The sequence below is a fragment of the Geomonas diazotrophica genome, from assembly GCF_018919385.1.
Classification (GTDB): Bacteria; Desulfobacterota; Desulfuromonadia; order Geobacterales; family Geobacteraceae; genus Geomonas; species Geomonas diazotrophica.
The window spans coordinates 215,556-231,836 of sequence record NZ_JAHLMF010000001.1 but is presented as its reverse complement, the minus strand read 5'-3'; the positions used below and the strand labels follow the sequence as shown (position 1 = coordinate 231,836).

Here is a 16,281-nt window from a genome sequence, read left to right as displayed (position 1 = left end):
CGTCTCCTGAGGCCGTTGCTGCAATTCCTACGGCCTTCGGTCCACTGTCTCTTTATGCTGCTAATCACCCCGGTTCAGCGCGGCCAGACCTTCCTTCACGGAATTCTGGTCGAACTTGAAGCGAAACTGTACGAACGGGCCCTGGGCGGTGTAGTTGGCGGCCGAGAAGTCGCGGTCGCGGAAGCCGAGCAGGTTGTAGCCCAGGCTCAACCAGGCGTTCTGCATGACGTTGCAGCCGATCGAGGCCCCCAGGCTGTAGTTCACCTGGCCCGCCTGCCAGCTGTGCAGGGCCGAGCCGCGCAGCCCGATGTCCCACGTGTCGCTGAGATCATGCCGTCCTTCGGCACCGACAAGATCGGTCACTCCGCTGAAATCCTGGTCGTCCAGCTGCTCCAGCACGTACTTGACCCCGTACTGTAGCGAGAGCTGGTTCCGCTTGTCCGGACGGAAGTTGGCGTTCAGGTTGTTGACGATCCTTCTCCCCTGGGTGGATGTGCCGGGGCTTTTCTCGTCCTTGAGGAGCAGGTCGAGCCGGTCCAGGAGGATCCAGCGGGTCACCGGCGGCCGGTAGGCGAGCCCCAGCCTGAGGTCCGCATCGGCGGTGCGGGCTCCGTCAGTCGAGCGGGTGTGCAAGACCTGCAGTTTCCCGGTCCAGCCCCAGAACAGCCCCTGCTCGTTGGTAAGGCCGGTGATCACACCCCACTTGTCTTCGGTTTCGCCGTTGCGGTACTCGACCCGGTTCGACCACAGAAGTTTCTTCTCCTGGTAGGTAGCTCCCAGGGATATCGCATTGTAATCCTCGCCGCCGGAGGCGCTGGGGACCTTGGCATCGAACTGGTAGCCGGCGCTTCTCCTGATGGTCTGGCTGCGGTCGAAGCCGCCGTCGACGGACCAGAAGCTGTTGACCTGCCATTTCTGGGCGAGACCCACGTTGGCGAAGGTCCGCTCGTCGTTCTCCTTCCGGTCGTTGGCCACCGAGCTCGAGAAGGTGCCGCCGCTCCAGGGGGTGGCCTTCATGCCGACCCTGGTGGTGTTGGTGTCCGCGTCGTCGGCGTGGGTGAACTCCTGTTGGGCGAAGAGGAGCAGCGACGGGATGACCTGGAAATCGGCTCCCAGCACGGTCCGTGTCGGGTAGTCGGCGTTTTGGTTCTTGCTGAAGAGCGCCTGTTCGTGATCGGCCCGGAGGGTCAGGCGCTTGTTCAGCGTTTTCCAGCTCGCCCCGACCGTGCCCAGCACCGAGGTGGCATCGCTGCCGTCGGCGAGCGTGTCGTTGGCGTAGCGCAGTCCGGCCTTGCCGGTGAATTCCTTGTCGGTGTAGCCGATCTGGCCTTCGGCGAAGTCCCTGACGGTACCGCCGGTCAGGTTGTACTGGCGGTAAAGCTGGGAGCCAAGGGTCAGCTCGTTGCCCAGGCGGTAGGTCCCTTCAGCTCCGAACTTGCGGGTCCCCGCCTCGCTCCCCTTCTGCTGTCCCAGGCCGAAGTCCTCCTGCTGCTCCCGGAAATACGCCTTCCCTTCCAGTTTCTGGTCCAGGTGGGTGACCTCGGCTAAGTACGCGTTTCCGGACGCCTTGTCCGTCGGCATGTTGCGCTGGGTGGTGGCGATCTCCGCACGCGCCTTGGTGCTGGGACCGAGGGTCACGGTGGCGTCGGCGCCATAGAGGTTGCTGTCGCCGCTCACATGCCCTTCATGGATGTAGCTGCCGCCGATCCTAAGGTTCCCATCCATGAGCTTCACCCCGGCACGGCCGCCGTAGGTGAGCGCGTCGCCGCCGGCGTCGGTGACCTCGTAGTCGACCACGATGTAGACCGGGTTCAGCTGATCGTCCTTGCTGAAGACGGGGCTCTTGAAGAAGATGGTGCCCGCCTCGTAGTCGATGCTGTAGTCGATGAAGCGGGTGAGCGTCTTGCTTTCGACCACCAGCTCGCTGTGGAAGCGGTCGCGCGACTCGATGGTGACCTGCTCGGAGTTCGCCACCACCCCCTTCCGGCTCAGGCGGTACAGGCCGGAGGTCCCGTCGCCGCGCAGCTCGTCTTTGACGAAGGACTGTCCGGTCTCGCTGCCAAAAGCGGTCACCTCGAAATCCTTGGAGCGGTATTCGGTCTTGACGCCGTTGAGCCTGCGGCTGTAGCGGGAGAGCTCGGTGACCGACAGGCCGGTGTCGAAGTCCCCCAGCATGGCGTTGAACTGGTCGCGCTCCACCTTCAGGAACACCTTCCTGCGGCTGGAGGCGTCGTAGGCCTGGGCCGTGGCGTCGCCGTAAAGCGTGTAAAAGGCGTTGGGGTCGATGTTCTGGAACAGCGAGTTGCCCGAAACCCCGGTGTTCTTCTTGGCGCTGTCGTAGGACATGGTGAGCAGCCACTCTCCCTTGACGCTCCCCTTGGCGTAGAAGGCAAGCCGCTCGTCGTCGTAGAGGTGCTCCTCCCCCCCCGCGTCCTTCAGGTTCTGCATGTGACCGGTCGCCGTGTTGTACCCCACCGTCCCCTCGGCGAGGCCGACCAGGATCCAGTTGCGCATCTTGGGCTTCACGTAAGTTTCCAGGTCCAGGGTCGCCCTGTTGTAGGCGAGCTGTGCCCGGTACAGGCCGCTCGCGGTCACCGGCTGGAATTTCATCCATCCCTGTGCGTCGACCGGGATCAGTCCGCTCCCCGCACTGGCCGCAAGCGTTCCCGGCTCCAGGTAGGGGCGCAGTTCGCCCCCCTTGAGCGCCAGCTCGGCGTTGGCCGGGACCGGTTTGCCGTCCTGGTCCAGCAGCTCAATGCGCACGCGCACCGGGGTCCTGCCGTCGGCGACGTTGCCCTCGGCGGAAACCAGCCGGATCGCGGCGATCTCGCCGGTGCGGGCCAGTTTGGCGTTCTGCTCGAAGCGCGCGACCCCGAAGCCGTCCATTCCCTTCAACTGCAGGACGTGGTCGCCCTTGCTGCCGAAGTCGATGCCGATGTAGGTGTACAGGCTCTTTTCGCTCTCGAGGTCCTTCATCTTGAAGCCGATTTTCTCGGGCGGGATCGTTTGCCCGTCCAGGGTGAGTACCGGCGTGAGCGCCGAGTTGAGCACGATCTGGACCGCATTGATCTGCGAGGCGAGTACGGTGCCGTCGGCAGGGGAGAGTATCCCCTCCTTCTCTTTGACGTGCAGGTCGGCGTTCGGATCGGCGGCCTGGGCCTTGCCTTTGCTGACCTTTTCCTCGAAATCGCTGCTGTCGACCGGGTCCTTCTCTGTCTTGGCCTGGACCTGGACCGAGCCCGGCAGCGGGATGAGGTCGGGACGGGTGATCTCCTCCATGCTGTCCGTGAGCTCAGTAGAGGCGTTCAGCGTCTTGAGAGGCCTCCCCTTGGCATCGCAGATCTGGACGGTCACGCTGCTGTTCGAATTCTCTTCCTTCACGTCCGGGTCCAGCAGCGCTTGCAGGCGCAGGTCGAGCTTTCCATTCTGCGGCAACTTGTCGAAGCGGTAGACCAACGCCGTGTCGGTTACCTGCGGGTCCGGGGTTTCGCTGCCGCAAAGACGGGAGGTGCCGTTCATGTAAAGGAGGCTCTTGGGAAGCGTCAGGTTGACCGCGACGTTCTGCAGGGCCTTGTCCACTCCCGCCAGCTTGATGCGGTGGTGCACGACCCCCTCCTCAAGCGCGGCATAGAGCTCGACGCGCTCCGCCTGCTGGCCAGGTGCGGTGGCCGGCGCTGTCGGAGCCGCTGGACCGGCTGCAGCCGAGAGAGCCGCCGGGCGTGCCTGTGCGGGTGCCTGTGCGGGTGCGGCCGCGGGTGCAGTTGCGGAGGGCGCAACGGACACCGGGCTGCCCAGGCCCCCGGCCACCTGCTGTTTCTTCACTCCGCTTCTCTCTTTCACCATGACAACCCGCGTAGTCTGTACGCTCTGCGACAGCGAAACCTTCACCTCGACACGGCGGTTCTGGGCACGCCCGGACTCGGTCCTGTTGCTGGCCACCGGTTCCTTCTCGCCGCGGCCATTCAGGTAGAGTGTCTCGGGGGGAAGATGCAGGGCCGCCGTCAGGTAGCGCCCCACGTTCTTGGCCCGGGCGAAGGAGAGGGCGGTGTTGTCGGCGTAGATGCTGCGGCTGCGCGGGGCGATACGCACCATGTCGGTGTGCCCGGTCACCTCGATGCGGTCGATATTGAAATGCCCCAGAAGCTCAGCCAGGGTTGCGAGCTGCTTGCGATCATCGTCGCTGAGCTCGGCTCCGAAGGTCGGGAAGTGCGGGTGCAGAACCACGGGCGACAGCGACACGCGGCTTTCCTCCTTCAGCAGCGAGAGGATGTTGTCCACCTCGGGCGCCGCGACACCCTTGGCCCCGGGAGTGTCGAAGCTGAGGCTCGCCTTGGTTTGCAGGCTCCCACTCTGACCCGCGCGGTCTATGCCGGCCTTGAAGCGGAGTTCCCTGCCCCAAGCGGCGTCGGCGGCTCCCAAGACGTAACTGAGCCGGTTGCCGTTCACGACAGGGTCGGCATAGGAAGCCCCTTCCAGGGTGCTGCTCCCCTTGCGGTAGCTGGCGCCGGTAGGTAGATCCACCGTGAGACGCAGGTTTTCCAGGGGAACCCCGGCGGCCTGCATCGGAATGCGGTACTCGATCACCTCGCCGTTTTGGCTGCTGATCATCTCCAGGCTCACTTCGCCCTGGTACCTCGGGTCTGCCGCCGGCGCTACAGCCGGTACAGCCGTGGGGGACGGCATGGACGACATGGACGACATGGACGACATGGACGACATGGACGACATGGACGACATGGACGGCGCGACTGGGCTTGCCGAGCCTGCAGAGCTGGTAGAGCTGGTCGAGCTGGTCGAGCCGGTCGAGCCGGTCGAGCCGGTCGAGCTGGTCGAGCTGGTCGAGCTGGTCGAGCTGGAGGTCGCGGGCGCCGCGGGCATCGGCGCCGAGGTGGCTGCGGTTGTGCCGGTGGATACAGCGGGTCCCGCAGATGCCGCCTTCTCTCCCAGGCGGGCCAGGTAGAAGTCGGTGCGCCACATGGTTCCGCCCTGGAGTTCGGCGAACTGCGAATAGGCACGCCCGGCGAACCGGCTGTTCTGTTCGCATTGCTGCACCCGATACCCTTCCGGGATGGAATCGATGTCGAGCTGGACCACGTGCGTCCCCGAGGCTACCCCCTCGAAGTGGAACATGCCACGCTTGTCGCTGACCACGAAGGTGCCATCCTCGAGGTAGATACCGACCCCCTCCATCCCCTTCTTGTTGTCTTCGGGGTTCTCGCTGCAGGCACCCACGAAGACGCGTCCCATGATGATGTTACGGCTCTGCAGGAACGCCTCCTGCACTGTGACCGATGCGGTTGCGGGCGTCGCGCTGACGGGCGGGTTGCTGCTGGCCGAGGCGACGTTTACCGCGGTGCCGGGTTTTGCGCCCACCCCAACCAGGACCACGTAACGGAGCAGCTTCGAGGCCCCGGGCCCGATGTCACCGGCGTTGAAGGTGAGGGTGCTGCCATCGCTGGATATGGCCGGATCGGCTGTCACCGACCCGTTCAGCCGCGCGGAGCCTTTCTGATAGCGGAAACCGGCCGGGAGCCTGTCGGTAACGACGGTGTTGAAGACCGTCCCCACCGTGTCGGAGTTCTGCAGCGTCACCTCGTAGCTCAGGTACTCTCCAGCGGACACGACGCTCTTCCCGGCACTCTTTCTAAGCCACAGGGTGCCTATCTTCGGGTCGATCGGGATGTCTACCCGGATGGCCGGCCCGGCCTCGACGGTGAACGCCTCGCCGCGCGAGCCCGGCTCCAGGATGTTGAAGGGGGCGTGGGGGAGGGTTTGTAGCCTCGCCGTGGCGACGGTTGACGGAGCGGTATAGGTCTGCGGCGGCGTCACCTTCAGCAGGTACTTGCCCGGGGCGACGAAGGGGAAACGGTACCCACCCGGGGTGAAAGCATAGGTTCTTCCCTCACTGTCGTGGGCTATTGATCCGGAGACCACCGTGCTCGGGTAGATGTTGCCGGCGAGGCCGTTGTCGCCCAAAACGGTGGCGCCGAGACCGGTCGTTGCGTCGATCAATTCCACCGTGACACCGTCGACCGGCTTCCCGGTGACGGAATCGAAGACGATACCGAAGGGGTCGACGATGGCGGCCGCTGCGGAACTGTCGCTGCCGTCGACCTTGTCGACGTACTTCGCCTCGATGTCAGAGGATTCGGTCACGCTGAGCACGCCGTTTCTGGCGGCGCTGTTCTCTGAAGTGGTCTGGATGTACCCCAGGAAGGTGCCGGTATCCGGCCCGGTTTCGGTTAGCTGGAGAAGTTCGGTGTCGCCGGTGGTTGGGTCGGTGATGGTGACCTCTACCGTCTCCGCAACCGTGCTGTCCAGGTTCTGGTCCGGGTCAGTTACCCTCACGAAGAGGGGTTCGCCGGCGTGGAACGTGCTGGAGGTGGTCAGTGTGACCGGTGCGGAGAGGTCGATGGTGCCCTGGTTGCCGACGGTAACAGGCGCCGGGAGGGTGGCCAGACCACCGGTGCTGTCGTAGTAAGAGGTGGCTGGAACGGTCATGCTGCTTGCGCCGGTCGTTCCGGGTGCGTACTTGAGGAACTGTGCCGTCGACGCCGTACGCACCATCACGGTGACCGTGACCTGGCTGGTGACGGTGGGGAGTTGCCCGCAACTGAAGCTGGCCCGGTTCACGATCTGGTCGCCGTTGACGGCTGCCCGCCCCTCGTGCCCGGAAAGGAGAAGGGTGAGGCCGAGAAGGAGCGGGACGAACAGGGCGGTAAACCGGCAGCGCTCCGGACGCAACTCCGCGGCAGCCCGCGGCACAGACGTGCCGCGGCCCCGCCGGTCGCCGCGGGCGCCGGCAAGCTCCCCGGCCCGGAGGCCGGAGAGGCTGCTTAGGATGTTGTCGATCGGGTTCATCATCACGCTGCCGTGTGTCTCCCTACTTGATCTTCACCTGGTAGGCGATGGTCACGCCTTTGCCGATCGGGATGGTCCCGGGGGTGGTGGCGTTGGCGTTGACACCGACGTTCACCACGAGGTTCGGGGAGTTCCCCGCCACGTAGCTCGCCTGGTAGACGCCGGCCGCCCCGGCCGTGATGGTCGAGGTGACGCCGTTGGTGTCTATGTAGAAGATCTGCCTGGAGCCGGTGTAGGCGGCCTGCGGATCGGTGACGTAGGTGGTCGGCACGTAGTCCGAGACGGCGCACGAGGTGAGGTCGAAGGTGCTGGCGCCGCTGTTGGAGGCTTCGATCACGTACTCGATGGTGTCCCCGGGCTTGCCGGTGACCCCTCCGGTGTAGTAGGGAAGCGAACCCGCCCCGGTATTACCCTCGACGGAGGTGTTGTAGTGCGCGGTGCCGGTCCCTGCCACCGGCGCGGTCACGTTGCGGGAGTACTTCTGGAACGTGATGGTCGGCGGCGTGGAGGTCCACCTGTTGGCCGGAGCGGTGGTTGCGGAGTTGGTCGGGAAGCTGGGCGCGGTCACCTCGGCCTTGACGGTCGTGGTGATGTCCAGGCCGAGGGTGCTGATGGTTCCCGGTTTGGCGGTGAGGTTCACCTGCTGGCGCTCACCCACCTGGACGCCGGCCCCGAGGATGTCGGCAGCGGGAATCGCCTCGGTGTTGGCCCAGTTGATGGTGAAGGTGTTGCCGCTTGCGTTGTACTGGGTCGAGGTGACCTTCGGGGTGTAGGTGTGGCTGTTCACGGTGAAGACGATGATGTCGTTCACGGCGATGCCGTTCACCTCGGAATCGGCGCTGATGGCGCCGCCGATCGGCGCCGGGACCACGATCGAGGTGGTGCTGCCGCTGCCCGCGGTGATGGTGGCACCGAGGATCACGCTGGTGCCGCCGGTTACACTGGCGCCGGTGGTGTTGCTCGAACCGGTCACCGAAGGGGTCACCGTGTAGGTGGCCGGGCCGTTGGCGGACGAGGTCACGGTGACGGTGTTGGAAATGCCCGGGGTGTCGGGACCCTGGTAGGCGGCCACGCCGGTGGTGATGGTGACGTTGGGCAGTGCGGGCACCAGGTCGACCTTGACGGTCACCGAGCTCTCGGCGGTCAGACCGCCGTTGTAGGAAAGAACCGCCCTGTTCACGATGGCGGTGTTGGCGGCCGTGCTGGCAAAGGAAGCCTGCGCGCACAGCACCGCCGGAGCGGCCAGCGCGAGCGCCAGCAGCAATTTCATTGCAGCTCTCATGTTGTTCTACCTCCTGGGCGAGCCCTCCGGCACCGTCACCGGTGCCGGAGGGGCGGGCCGGGCTAGTCCACCTTCACGCGGTACTTGATGGTGTAGGTGCGGTTCCAGGTAAAGGGGGCAATGCAGAGGGCCTGGGTGTTCTTGGTGCTGTCGCTGCACGAAGGCACGGTGCCCCCTGCCGAGGCGCTGGAGCCTTGACCGAGGTAGAAGTTGAGTGCTGCACCCGCAGTGACGGCGGCAGCCTTGCCGAAGCCGACGCTCGGAGCGGGGGATAAGGGCTGGGCGGCGACTTCGCCGCTGGCATCAACGGTGAGGTTCACCGTGTTCACGCCGTCGAAGATCTGCGCGAAGTAGCCGGTACCGTCGGTGGATACCGTTCCGCCGTAGGTATCCTGGAAGGTGACCAGTTTGGTGTAGGTGGGGATGTTGTCGATGACCGCGGCAGAGTTGGCCTGACCGCCGTTGTTGGTCACGGTGACGAGGTACTCGAGCACCTTGCCCGGGTCACTGGTGGCGGTGGCGCCGAAGCTGCCGTTGTCGGTGAAGTTCCTCACCTGCTTCAGGATCTCCAGCTTCGTGGCCAGGAAGTTGCCGGCGGGGCAGGTGTTGGCCGGGCTGTTGGTGGCGCTGCCGACGTACTGGGTGTTGTTGGCGGAGCTGTCGGTGACGGTGAGCTTGTAGTCGACGCTGGCGTCGAGGTCCTTGGCGCTGGAAACTGCAGTGACGTCGATTTTAACGATGGCCATCTCGCCAACCACGGTGCCGACTGCGGGAGCTGTGGTGTTGAAGGCCGGGGCGGTGCCGCCGTTACCGATGCCGTTCACGTTGACAAAGGCTTCGACCTGGACCTGGTCGCGCTCCTCGTCGGTCTTTTTGCCGGTGGCGGTGCTGGCGATGGCGCCGTTCACGGTGTAACCTGCGGCGTGGCCGAGGGTCACGTTCTTGACCAGGTACGCGGTCTTGGTGGCACCGTAATCGACGACCACGATGTCGCCGGCGGCGAAGCCCCCGTCGGCCGCGCTCTTGAGCGAGCCGCCCGGGAAGAGCAGGGTGTCCGTGCCGGAGGTGCCGACCACGATGGCGCTGTTCAGCACGAGGTCGCTGGCGGCCGAGGTGGCGGCAGCCTGGACGTTGCCGTCCGCTTTCAGGATGGTGTAGGTCGCGCTGCTGGTGCTGGCATTGTGCGAGGCCTGCTCGATGTTGAGCTTGTAGGTGTCCTGGCCGTTGGCCGTTGCGGTCATGGCGTAGACGGCGCTGAAGGTCCCGCCGGAGGCGTAGCTGTCGAGGGCCGCACAGCTGAACGCGGGGGTGTAGTTGGCGGTGCTGGGGGCGGTGGTGATGTTCAGGCCGGCCTTGACCAGGTTGACGCTGACCGAGGTGGAGAACGCGGCGCTGAAGGAGTTGGTGTTGGTCGCGTCCTTGTAATCCACGGTTACGACGTTGAGAATGGTGGTTCCGGCGGTGGTGCTTGCCATGGCGGTGGCGGGAACGCCGACTGCTGCCACGGCGCTGAGTGCCAGGGCAGCAAAAAGATTGCGTTTCATATGGTCTCCTTTTTGTGATGCTTCATTTCAAATAAAATTAAAAGACCTGCTGATACTGCTGATACTGCTGATACTGCTGATACTGCTGATACTGCTGATACTGCTGATACTGCTAGTTACGCTTCAGATTTGGATCATAGGCACTCCTTTTCAGATAGTTTTCAATTTTGTCATCGAACTGCTTATTCCGCGTTCAGCCCTGAAATTACTTCACCTTTACCTTGAAGCTGACCGACCCCGTGCCGCCGGCCGGCACCTGCGGGATAGTCCAGCGCACGTCGGTGTACTCATCCGGAGATGCCACCTTTTTCTCCATCTTCCCGGTGTTTCCCTTCAGCTCGTAAGTCAGCAGGGTCGGTTTCTTGAACGTTTTCCCTTTGTCGATGGAGAAGGCGAGGTCGCCGGTTTCGCTGGCACTGCCCGGGATGTAGGCGGTGCCGGCGGGGATCGGGTCGCTGATGACGACATCCTTGGCGGCTTCGTTCCCGGAATTCTGGTAGCTGAGGGTGTAGATGATTTCTTCCCCCGGCTGCACGCCCTTGGCCGCCACCCGCTTCTTCACCTGTTTTCCCTTGGCCGTGACGCTCACCTCTTTCTCCGCCTTCATGGTGATGGTGACTTTGGGTTGTGCCCAGGCGACGAGCGGCATTGCTGCCAGGATGAGGGCGACGGCTGCGGTAGCTAACTTCTTGTTTTTTTGCATTTTACTTCTCCTTTTTGTGCGTTTGCTGCTCTGGTTGACGGCTGATCGTTTTTATTTTGTTTACGTCACAAATCCTGCTTATACGGCTATTTGCGGCATCTTGTGCGTTTGATGCAAAAATGCCCGTCTTCATGTACACGGAGACGGGCATCTCTGCCGTAGGGAGGACGTTATTGTCCTCCCCCGGGCCTGACTCCAGATGCTCTTCGGTAGCCCAGCTGTCCCCTTTTCGTAAAGTGGACCCGTGGCTTTGCGTCGCCGGATTGCTCCGGGTTTGCCATTGTCGGAGTGAGGTATGGGAATGGTTAGGCTCAGATCATGGGGGCTCCAGAAGAGTTCTGTTTTACTTCAGTGATTTAAAGTGTTTGCATCGCCTTTTTCTGGGAAGACTACGCTGCCGCCAGCTTAATGCCTACAAAACGGCGCAACAGTAGCAAATTACATGAAAAATATAAAGTTTTTTTCCAATGAGAATGTGGTCGTGTGATTTTGCCTAGACTGTCGTTGCCTTTTTCGGCGTGAACGGTGTGGAGTGGCTTCTTGTTGCTGCGGCTACGCTCGCGCAGCGGAAACATCGAGTAGATAGGGGGATTGGGCGTCGTCGGGAGGCTGATACAACCGGGGAGCCGGCGCGGTGCCGGCTCCCCGCAGGAGCGAATCAGTTGGTGTTGAGCAGCACCTTGAGAGCGGCGATCTGGTCTGCGGTGAGGGTGACTCCCTGGTGTCCGGCCTGTCCCGCTGCGTATCTGGCCGGGACCTCTCCCCCCTTAAGCGCAAGATCGGGAGCACCGGAGGCGCTGGTGTCGTAGCCCCCCAAGGCGTGGCAGGAGGCGCAGTAGGACTGGTAGGCGGGCTGTGCCGCCAGTGCCAGCGAGCCGGGTGCCGGGAGCACCGCGCCGTAGCTGCCGATCACGAAATCGAAGCTGGCGGCGATGGTGTAGGTCGGCTTTGCCGGGTCGTTGTCGTCTTCCACCACCGCGTTGTAAGAGCCGCTGACCCGGTCGCCGGAGTTGCCGCCGTAGCGGCTGAAGCTGATGGTGCCGCCCACGGTGCGCAGGAGGGTCGACGGGTGTCCGTTCAGGAAGTAAAGGTTGCCCGGGAATGACGGCGCGCCGCCGGCACTCCCCAGTGCGTAGGTCGTCTGCGCCGTGATGGTGGCGCCGGGGACGATGTCGATGCGTGAGACAGTCTCGTAGGCCGGGTCGTTGAGACTGGAGGCTATGGCGGCGCGGAACACGATGCCGAGGGTCGAGACGCTGGAGGAGAGGTAGGTGGCCTTTTCCAGTCCGTAGCCGTCGCTGGTGACGGTGTAGGAGTTGCTCGCAACGGGATCGGGGGTCGTGTTGATGCCGGTCGGGGTGGTCCCTCCGCCGCCTCCGCCGCAGCCGGCCAGAAGCGCGATCGAAAGTGCCAGGGCGAGTGTTCTGATCCTGGAAGCGAAGCCCGTTTTGCCCAGATAGCATTTTGTTGTTGTGTCAGTGTTCATGGAAGCCCCCTGTTTCGTGGTTGTTACCTCTGTTACACACAAGGTGCCAGAAACATTTAATGTGAGAATCCCGTCCTATGTGCTTCACTTATCGGCATTAATTCTTTTGAACTGCAGAGATTTTGCAGCCGGTTTTCAAAAAGTTGCTGTTCAGTGTTTGCGCAGTTTGGCTGTCTGCTGTACCGAAGCTGGACTGCCGGATAGTCGAGGAAAAGAGCCAGCCTCTTTCATGAACGCCGTGCCGCCGGGACCGTTTTTTAAGTCGGGAAGCCTGAGCGCTCTGCGGGAGGGACAGGGGGAAGAAAAACGTTGTCATCGACGGGTGGAAGTGTTAAAAACTTGCACTTCAGGTTATTTGCGGAGTGTGCATGGCCATCAGGGACTTACGCGGTTTTCTCGCCGTGCTCGATGCCGCAGGTGAGCTGCATCGGGTGGATGCGGAGGTCGACGCCGAATTGGAGATCGCCTGCATCACCGACCGGCAGAGCAAGCTTCCCGGTGGCGGCAAGGCGCTTCTCTTCAGCAAGGTCAAGGGGAGTCCCTACCAGGTTGCAACGAACATCTTCGGCTCCCCCTCCCGCATGGCGCTTGCGCTTCAGGTCGAACACCTCTCCCAGTTGACGGGCAAGATGGAACAGTTGCTTCAATCTCCGGAGAGTGCGCCGGCGCCATTACTGGTGCGCGAGCCACCCTGCCGCGAGGTGGTCGAGCAGATCCCGGATCCGGGACGTTTCCCTTTTCTGAAGAGCTGGCCTGCCGACGGCGGGCGCTTCATCACGCTCCCCCTGGTGTTCACCCGGGATCCCGAGACCGGCGCGGACAACTGCGGCATGTACCGGGTCCGGCTCTTCGACGACGGCTTTGTGGGGATCCGCTGGAAGCCCGGCAGCGGCGCGTTCAGCCACCACCAGAAGTACCTTGCGGCCGGGTTGCCGATGCCGGTGGCGATCGCCGTCGGTGCCGCTCCCGCGCTCGCGCTGGCAGCCATGCTCCCTCTGCCGGAACCGCTGGACGAGATCTCCTTCGCCGGCTACCTGGACGGGGCACCCATAGGCATGGTGCCTTGCCTGGGGTCGGAACTGACGGTTCCCGCCGATGCCGAACTGGTCATCGAGGGTGTCATCGAGCCGGGGGCGACCCGCCTGGAGGGCGCTTTCGGCAACCACACCGGGTGCTACGATCCGGGTGAAGTCGTGCCGCTGGTGCGTGTCACCGGCATCACCCGCAGGCGCGATCCCATCTGCCCGGCGACCGTGGTCGGCCCGCCACCGATGGAAGACTGCTACCTGGCCCAGGCCGCCGGGCGGCTGCTGCTCCCGCTGCTGCGCAGGCAATGTCCCGAGATCGCCGACCTGGTCATGCCCCTCGAGGGGATCTTCCACGGCTGTGCCATCGTCTCCATCGAGAAGAAGGCGCCGGGGGAGGGGCGACGGGTGCTGGAGCAACTGCGCAGCGGCGGATGGTTGAAGCGTGGGAAGCTCCTGGTGGTCGTAAATCGGACCGAAGGAGAGCTCACGCTGGCGCAGGGATTTTGGCAGGCGTTGAACGCGGTCCGTTTCCCTGCCGACCTGGTGGTGACGCAGGATGGTTGCCTCGGGGTCGACGCGACGCGCAAGCTCCCGGAAGAGGGTGGAGAGCGGTCGGAATTGTTGCAACAGGATGCATCGGTCAGCGCCCTGGTTGAGCGGAGATGGCGGGAATACGGCTTTCTCTGAGCAAGGGGCGGGAAAGGAACTCATGAGCTGTCAGGCAGGAGTCGAGATGACGATTTACGCCAGGATCAAGGTATTCCTGGAGATGATAAAGTTCAGCCACACCATTTTCGCGCTTCCCTTCGCCTTTACCGGCGCGCTGCTGGCCGCTAAGGGGCTTCCCACGCTGGCGCAGGCGGGGTGGATCGTGCTGGCCATGGTGGGCGCGCGTACCGCGGCCATGGGGCTCAACCGGGTGATCGACGCCGAAATCGACGGCCGCAATCCGCGCACCGCCGGGCGCGCCATCCCGGCAGGCCTGCTCGGGCGCGGGTCCGTGATCTTTTTCATCGTCCTTTCCGTGCTGCTCATGCTTTTCGCGGCGAGGATGCTGAACCCGCTCTGCCTCTACCTCGCCCCGGTGGCGCTCGGCTTCATCCTCCTTTACTCCTACTGCAAGCGTTTCACCTCCTTGGCGCACGTGGTGCTGGGGATCTGCCTGGCGGGGGCTCCACTCGGGGCCTGGATCGCCATCCGCGGCAGCGTCGATCTGCCGGCCTTTCTCCTGGCCTTCGCCGTTCTCTTCTGGGTGGCCGGTTTTGACATCCTCTACGCGCTGCAGGACATGGAGTTCGACCGGCAGAGCGGGCTGCACTCGATCCCGGCGAAGCTCGGCGTCACCGGTTCGCTCTGGACCTCGCGCATCTTCCATCTCCTTTCCTGCCTCTTCCTGCTGGGACTCTACGTCAACCTCGGGCTCGGCACCTTCTTCCTGGCCGGTCTGGTTGCCACCTGCGGGATGCTTCTGTACGAGCACCACCTGCTGCGCGGCGGCAACCTGGACTGCCTCGACGCCGCTTTCTTCAACATGAACGGTTACATCAGCGTGACCCTGTTCTTTGCCACGCTGCTGGATACCCTGACAGCGGGGGCGGCGTGAAGCAGCGGCATTTCGTAGTCGCCATAACCGGGGCCTCCGGCAGCATCTACGCTCTCAGGACGATCGAGGAGCTGCTGCGCTCAGGCGCGCGCGTCAGCGTGCTGATCAGCGACGCCGGCTTCGCCGTGCTGCGCGAGGAGTGCGGCCTCGAATGGGGCGGGGCGGCGCAGGTGGTGCAGGAGCAGTTGCGCCAGAGGGTCGGTGGTGCAGACGGTTCCCTTCGTTATTTCGCCTGCGATGATCTCTTCGCCCCAATTGCCAGCGGGTCGTCGGCCCCGGACGCCATGCTGGTGGTCCCCTGTTCCATGGGGACCCTGTCCCGCATCAGCTGCGGAAACGCCGGCAACCTGCTGGAGCGCGCCGCCGACGTGATGCTCAAGGAGGCGCGCCCCCTGGTGCTGGTGCCGCGCGAGACCCCGCTGAACGCCATCCACTTGGAGCACATGCTGAAGCTCTCCCGGTTGGGGGTGAGGATAGTCCCCGCGATGCCCGGCTTTTACCACCAGCCGCAGAGCATGGAGGACTTGGTGGACTTCGTGGTCGGCAAGGTGCTGGACAGCGTGCAGGTGGAGCACACCCTGTTCCGCCGCTGGGGCGGTGAGTAAACCGAACCCGGCCGTCCGACTGTCCGACGTCAGACCCGTCCGACCGGTCTGACTAGTCCGACTGGTCCGACAAGAAAGGAAAGAACCTTACAATGACATTTGCAGCCTTAGCAGACAAAGTCCTGGCTGGAGCGCGCATCGACGAGGCCGAGGCGCTCCTTTTGTTCCGGCATCCGAATCTCCTGGAGCTGGGGGAGCTGGCCCAGGCGGTGAACGAGCGGCGCAACGGCCGCAAGGTCTTCTTCAACGTCAACCGCCACATCAACCACACCAACATCTGCGTGAACCGCTGCCGCTTCTGCGCCTTCTTCCGCAGGCCCGGCGAAGCCGGCGCCTACCTGATGTCGCTGGACGAGGTGCGCGCCCGCGCCGAGGAGGCACTCCAGCAGGGCGCCACCGAGATCCACGTGGTCGGCGGCCTGCACCCGGATCTCCCCTTCGAGTTCTACCTGGAACTCCTGGCCACCATCAAGGCGGTCTCGCCGGAGCTGCACGTGAAGGCCTTCACCGCGGTTGAGATCGCCTACCTGGCGGAGCTCGCCGGGCTTACCATCCCGCAGACCCTCGAAAAGCTGAAGGAAGCCGGGCTCGGCTCGCTTCCGGGAGGGGGCGCCGAGATCTTCGCCCCGGAGATCCGCAACCAGCTCTGCCCCGAGAAGATCAGCGGCGTTCAATGGCTCTCCATCATGGAGCAGGTGCACCGGGCCGGGCTGAAATCCAACGCCACCATGCTCTACGGTCACCTGGAGAGCGTCGAGGACCGGGTCGATCACATGCGCCAGTTGAGGGAGCTGCAGGACAGGACCGGCGGCTTCCAGGTCTTCATCCCGCTCGCCTTCCAGCCGGAGCATTCCCAGTTGAAGATCGGCGGCAGCGGCACCAGCGGCGTCGACGACCTGCGCACCCTCGCCGTCGGCCGCATCTACCTGGACAACTTCGCCAACGTCAAGGCCTACTGGGTGATGCTGGGGGAGAAGATCGCCCAGGTTTCGCTCTGCTTCGGCGTGAACGACCTGGATGGTACCGTGGTCGAGGAGCGTATCGGTCACGAAGCCGGGGCGGACACCCCCCAGGCGATGAGCCGCGACTCCATCGTCGCAATGATCCGCAAGGCGGGCCGCATCCCGGTCGAGCGCGACACCCTTTACCGCGAGCTCGAGGTCTATTGA

9 protein-coding genes and 1 riboswitch are annotated in these 16,281 nt (G+C 63.9%); of the genes, 4 read left to right on the top strand and 5 right to left on the bottom strand.

Annotated elements, in window-relative coordinates:
• Positions 1–60: 60 nt before the first annotated feature.
• The 5 genes from KOM00_RS00940 to KOM00_RS00920 form a co-directional block, all read right to left on the bottom strand.
• Positions 61–6,864: an OmpA family protein gene (locus KOM00_RS00940; protein ID WP_216496958.1), complete on the bottom strand. Its 6,804-nt coding sequence runs from the start codon at positions 6,862–6,864 to the stop codon at positions 61–63.
• A gap of 19 nt (positions 6,865–6,883) precedes the next feature.
• The gene (locus KOM00_RS00935; RefSeq protein ID WP_216496957.1) at positions 6,884–8,143 is read right to left on the bottom strand and encodes a hypothetical protein; all 1,260 of its coding nucleotides are present in this window, start codon (positions 8,141–8,143) and stop codon (positions 6,884–6,886) included.
• A 62-nt stretch (positions 8,144–8,205) separates the two neighbouring features.
• The gene (locus tag KOM00_RS00930) at positions 8,206–9,687 is read right to left on the bottom strand and encodes a hypothetical protein (protein ID WP_216496956.1); all 1,482 of its coding nucleotides are present in this window, start codon (positions 9,685–9,687) and stop codon (positions 8,206–8,208) included.
• A gap of 205 nt (positions 9,688–9,892) precedes the next feature.
• Positions 9,893–10,390, bottom strand: a complete 498-nt coding sequence (locus tag KOM00_RS00925) for a DUF11 domain-containing protein (RefSeq protein WP_216496955.1) — start codon at positions 10,388–10,390, stop codon at positions 9,893–9,895.
• A 205-nt stretch (positions 10,391–10,595) separates the two neighbouring features.
• A riboswitch (cyclic di-GMP riboswitch) is annotated at positions 10,596–10,679 on the bottom strand.
• 369 nt (positions 10,680–11,048) lie between these two features.
• Entirely contained in the window at positions 11,049–11,876 is an 828-nt protein-coding gene (locus tag KOM00_RS00920) for a c-type cytochrome (protein ID WP_216496954.1), read from the bottom strand.
• A gap of 368 nt (positions 11,877–12,244) precedes the next feature.
• Between KOM00_RS00920 and KOM00_RS00915 the strand changes: the two genes are divergently transcribed.
• From KOM00_RS00915 to mqnE, 4 genes are all read left to right on the top strand, one after another.
• On the top strand, positions 12,245–13,591 hold the full coding sequence (locus KOM00_RS00915; RefSeq protein ID WP_216496953.1) for a UbiD family decarboxylase: 1,347 nt from the start codon (positions 12,245–12,247) through the stop codon (positions 13,589–13,591).
• Positions 13,592–13,637: 46 nt separating this feature from the next.
• Entirely contained in the window at positions 13,638–14,507 is an 870-nt protein-coding gene (locus KOM00_RS00910; RefSeq protein WP_216496952.1) for a 4-hydroxybenzoate octaprenyltransferase, read from the top strand.
• A complete protein-coding gene (locus tag KOM00_RS00905; RefSeq protein WP_216496951.1) occupies positions 14,504–15,112 on the top strand; it encodes a UbiX family flavin prenyltransferase in 609 nt (202 codons plus the stop codon). Before KOM00_RS00910 ends, KOM00_RS00905 begins: the two co-directional genes overlap by 4 nt.
• 92 nt (positions 15,113–15,204) lie before the next feature.
• On the top strand, positions 15,205–16,281 hold the full coding sequence (gene mqnE / locus KOM00_RS00900; RefSeq protein ID WP_216496950.1) for an aminofutalosine synthase MqnE: 1,077 nt from the start codon (positions 15,205–15,207) through the stop codon (positions 16,279–16,281).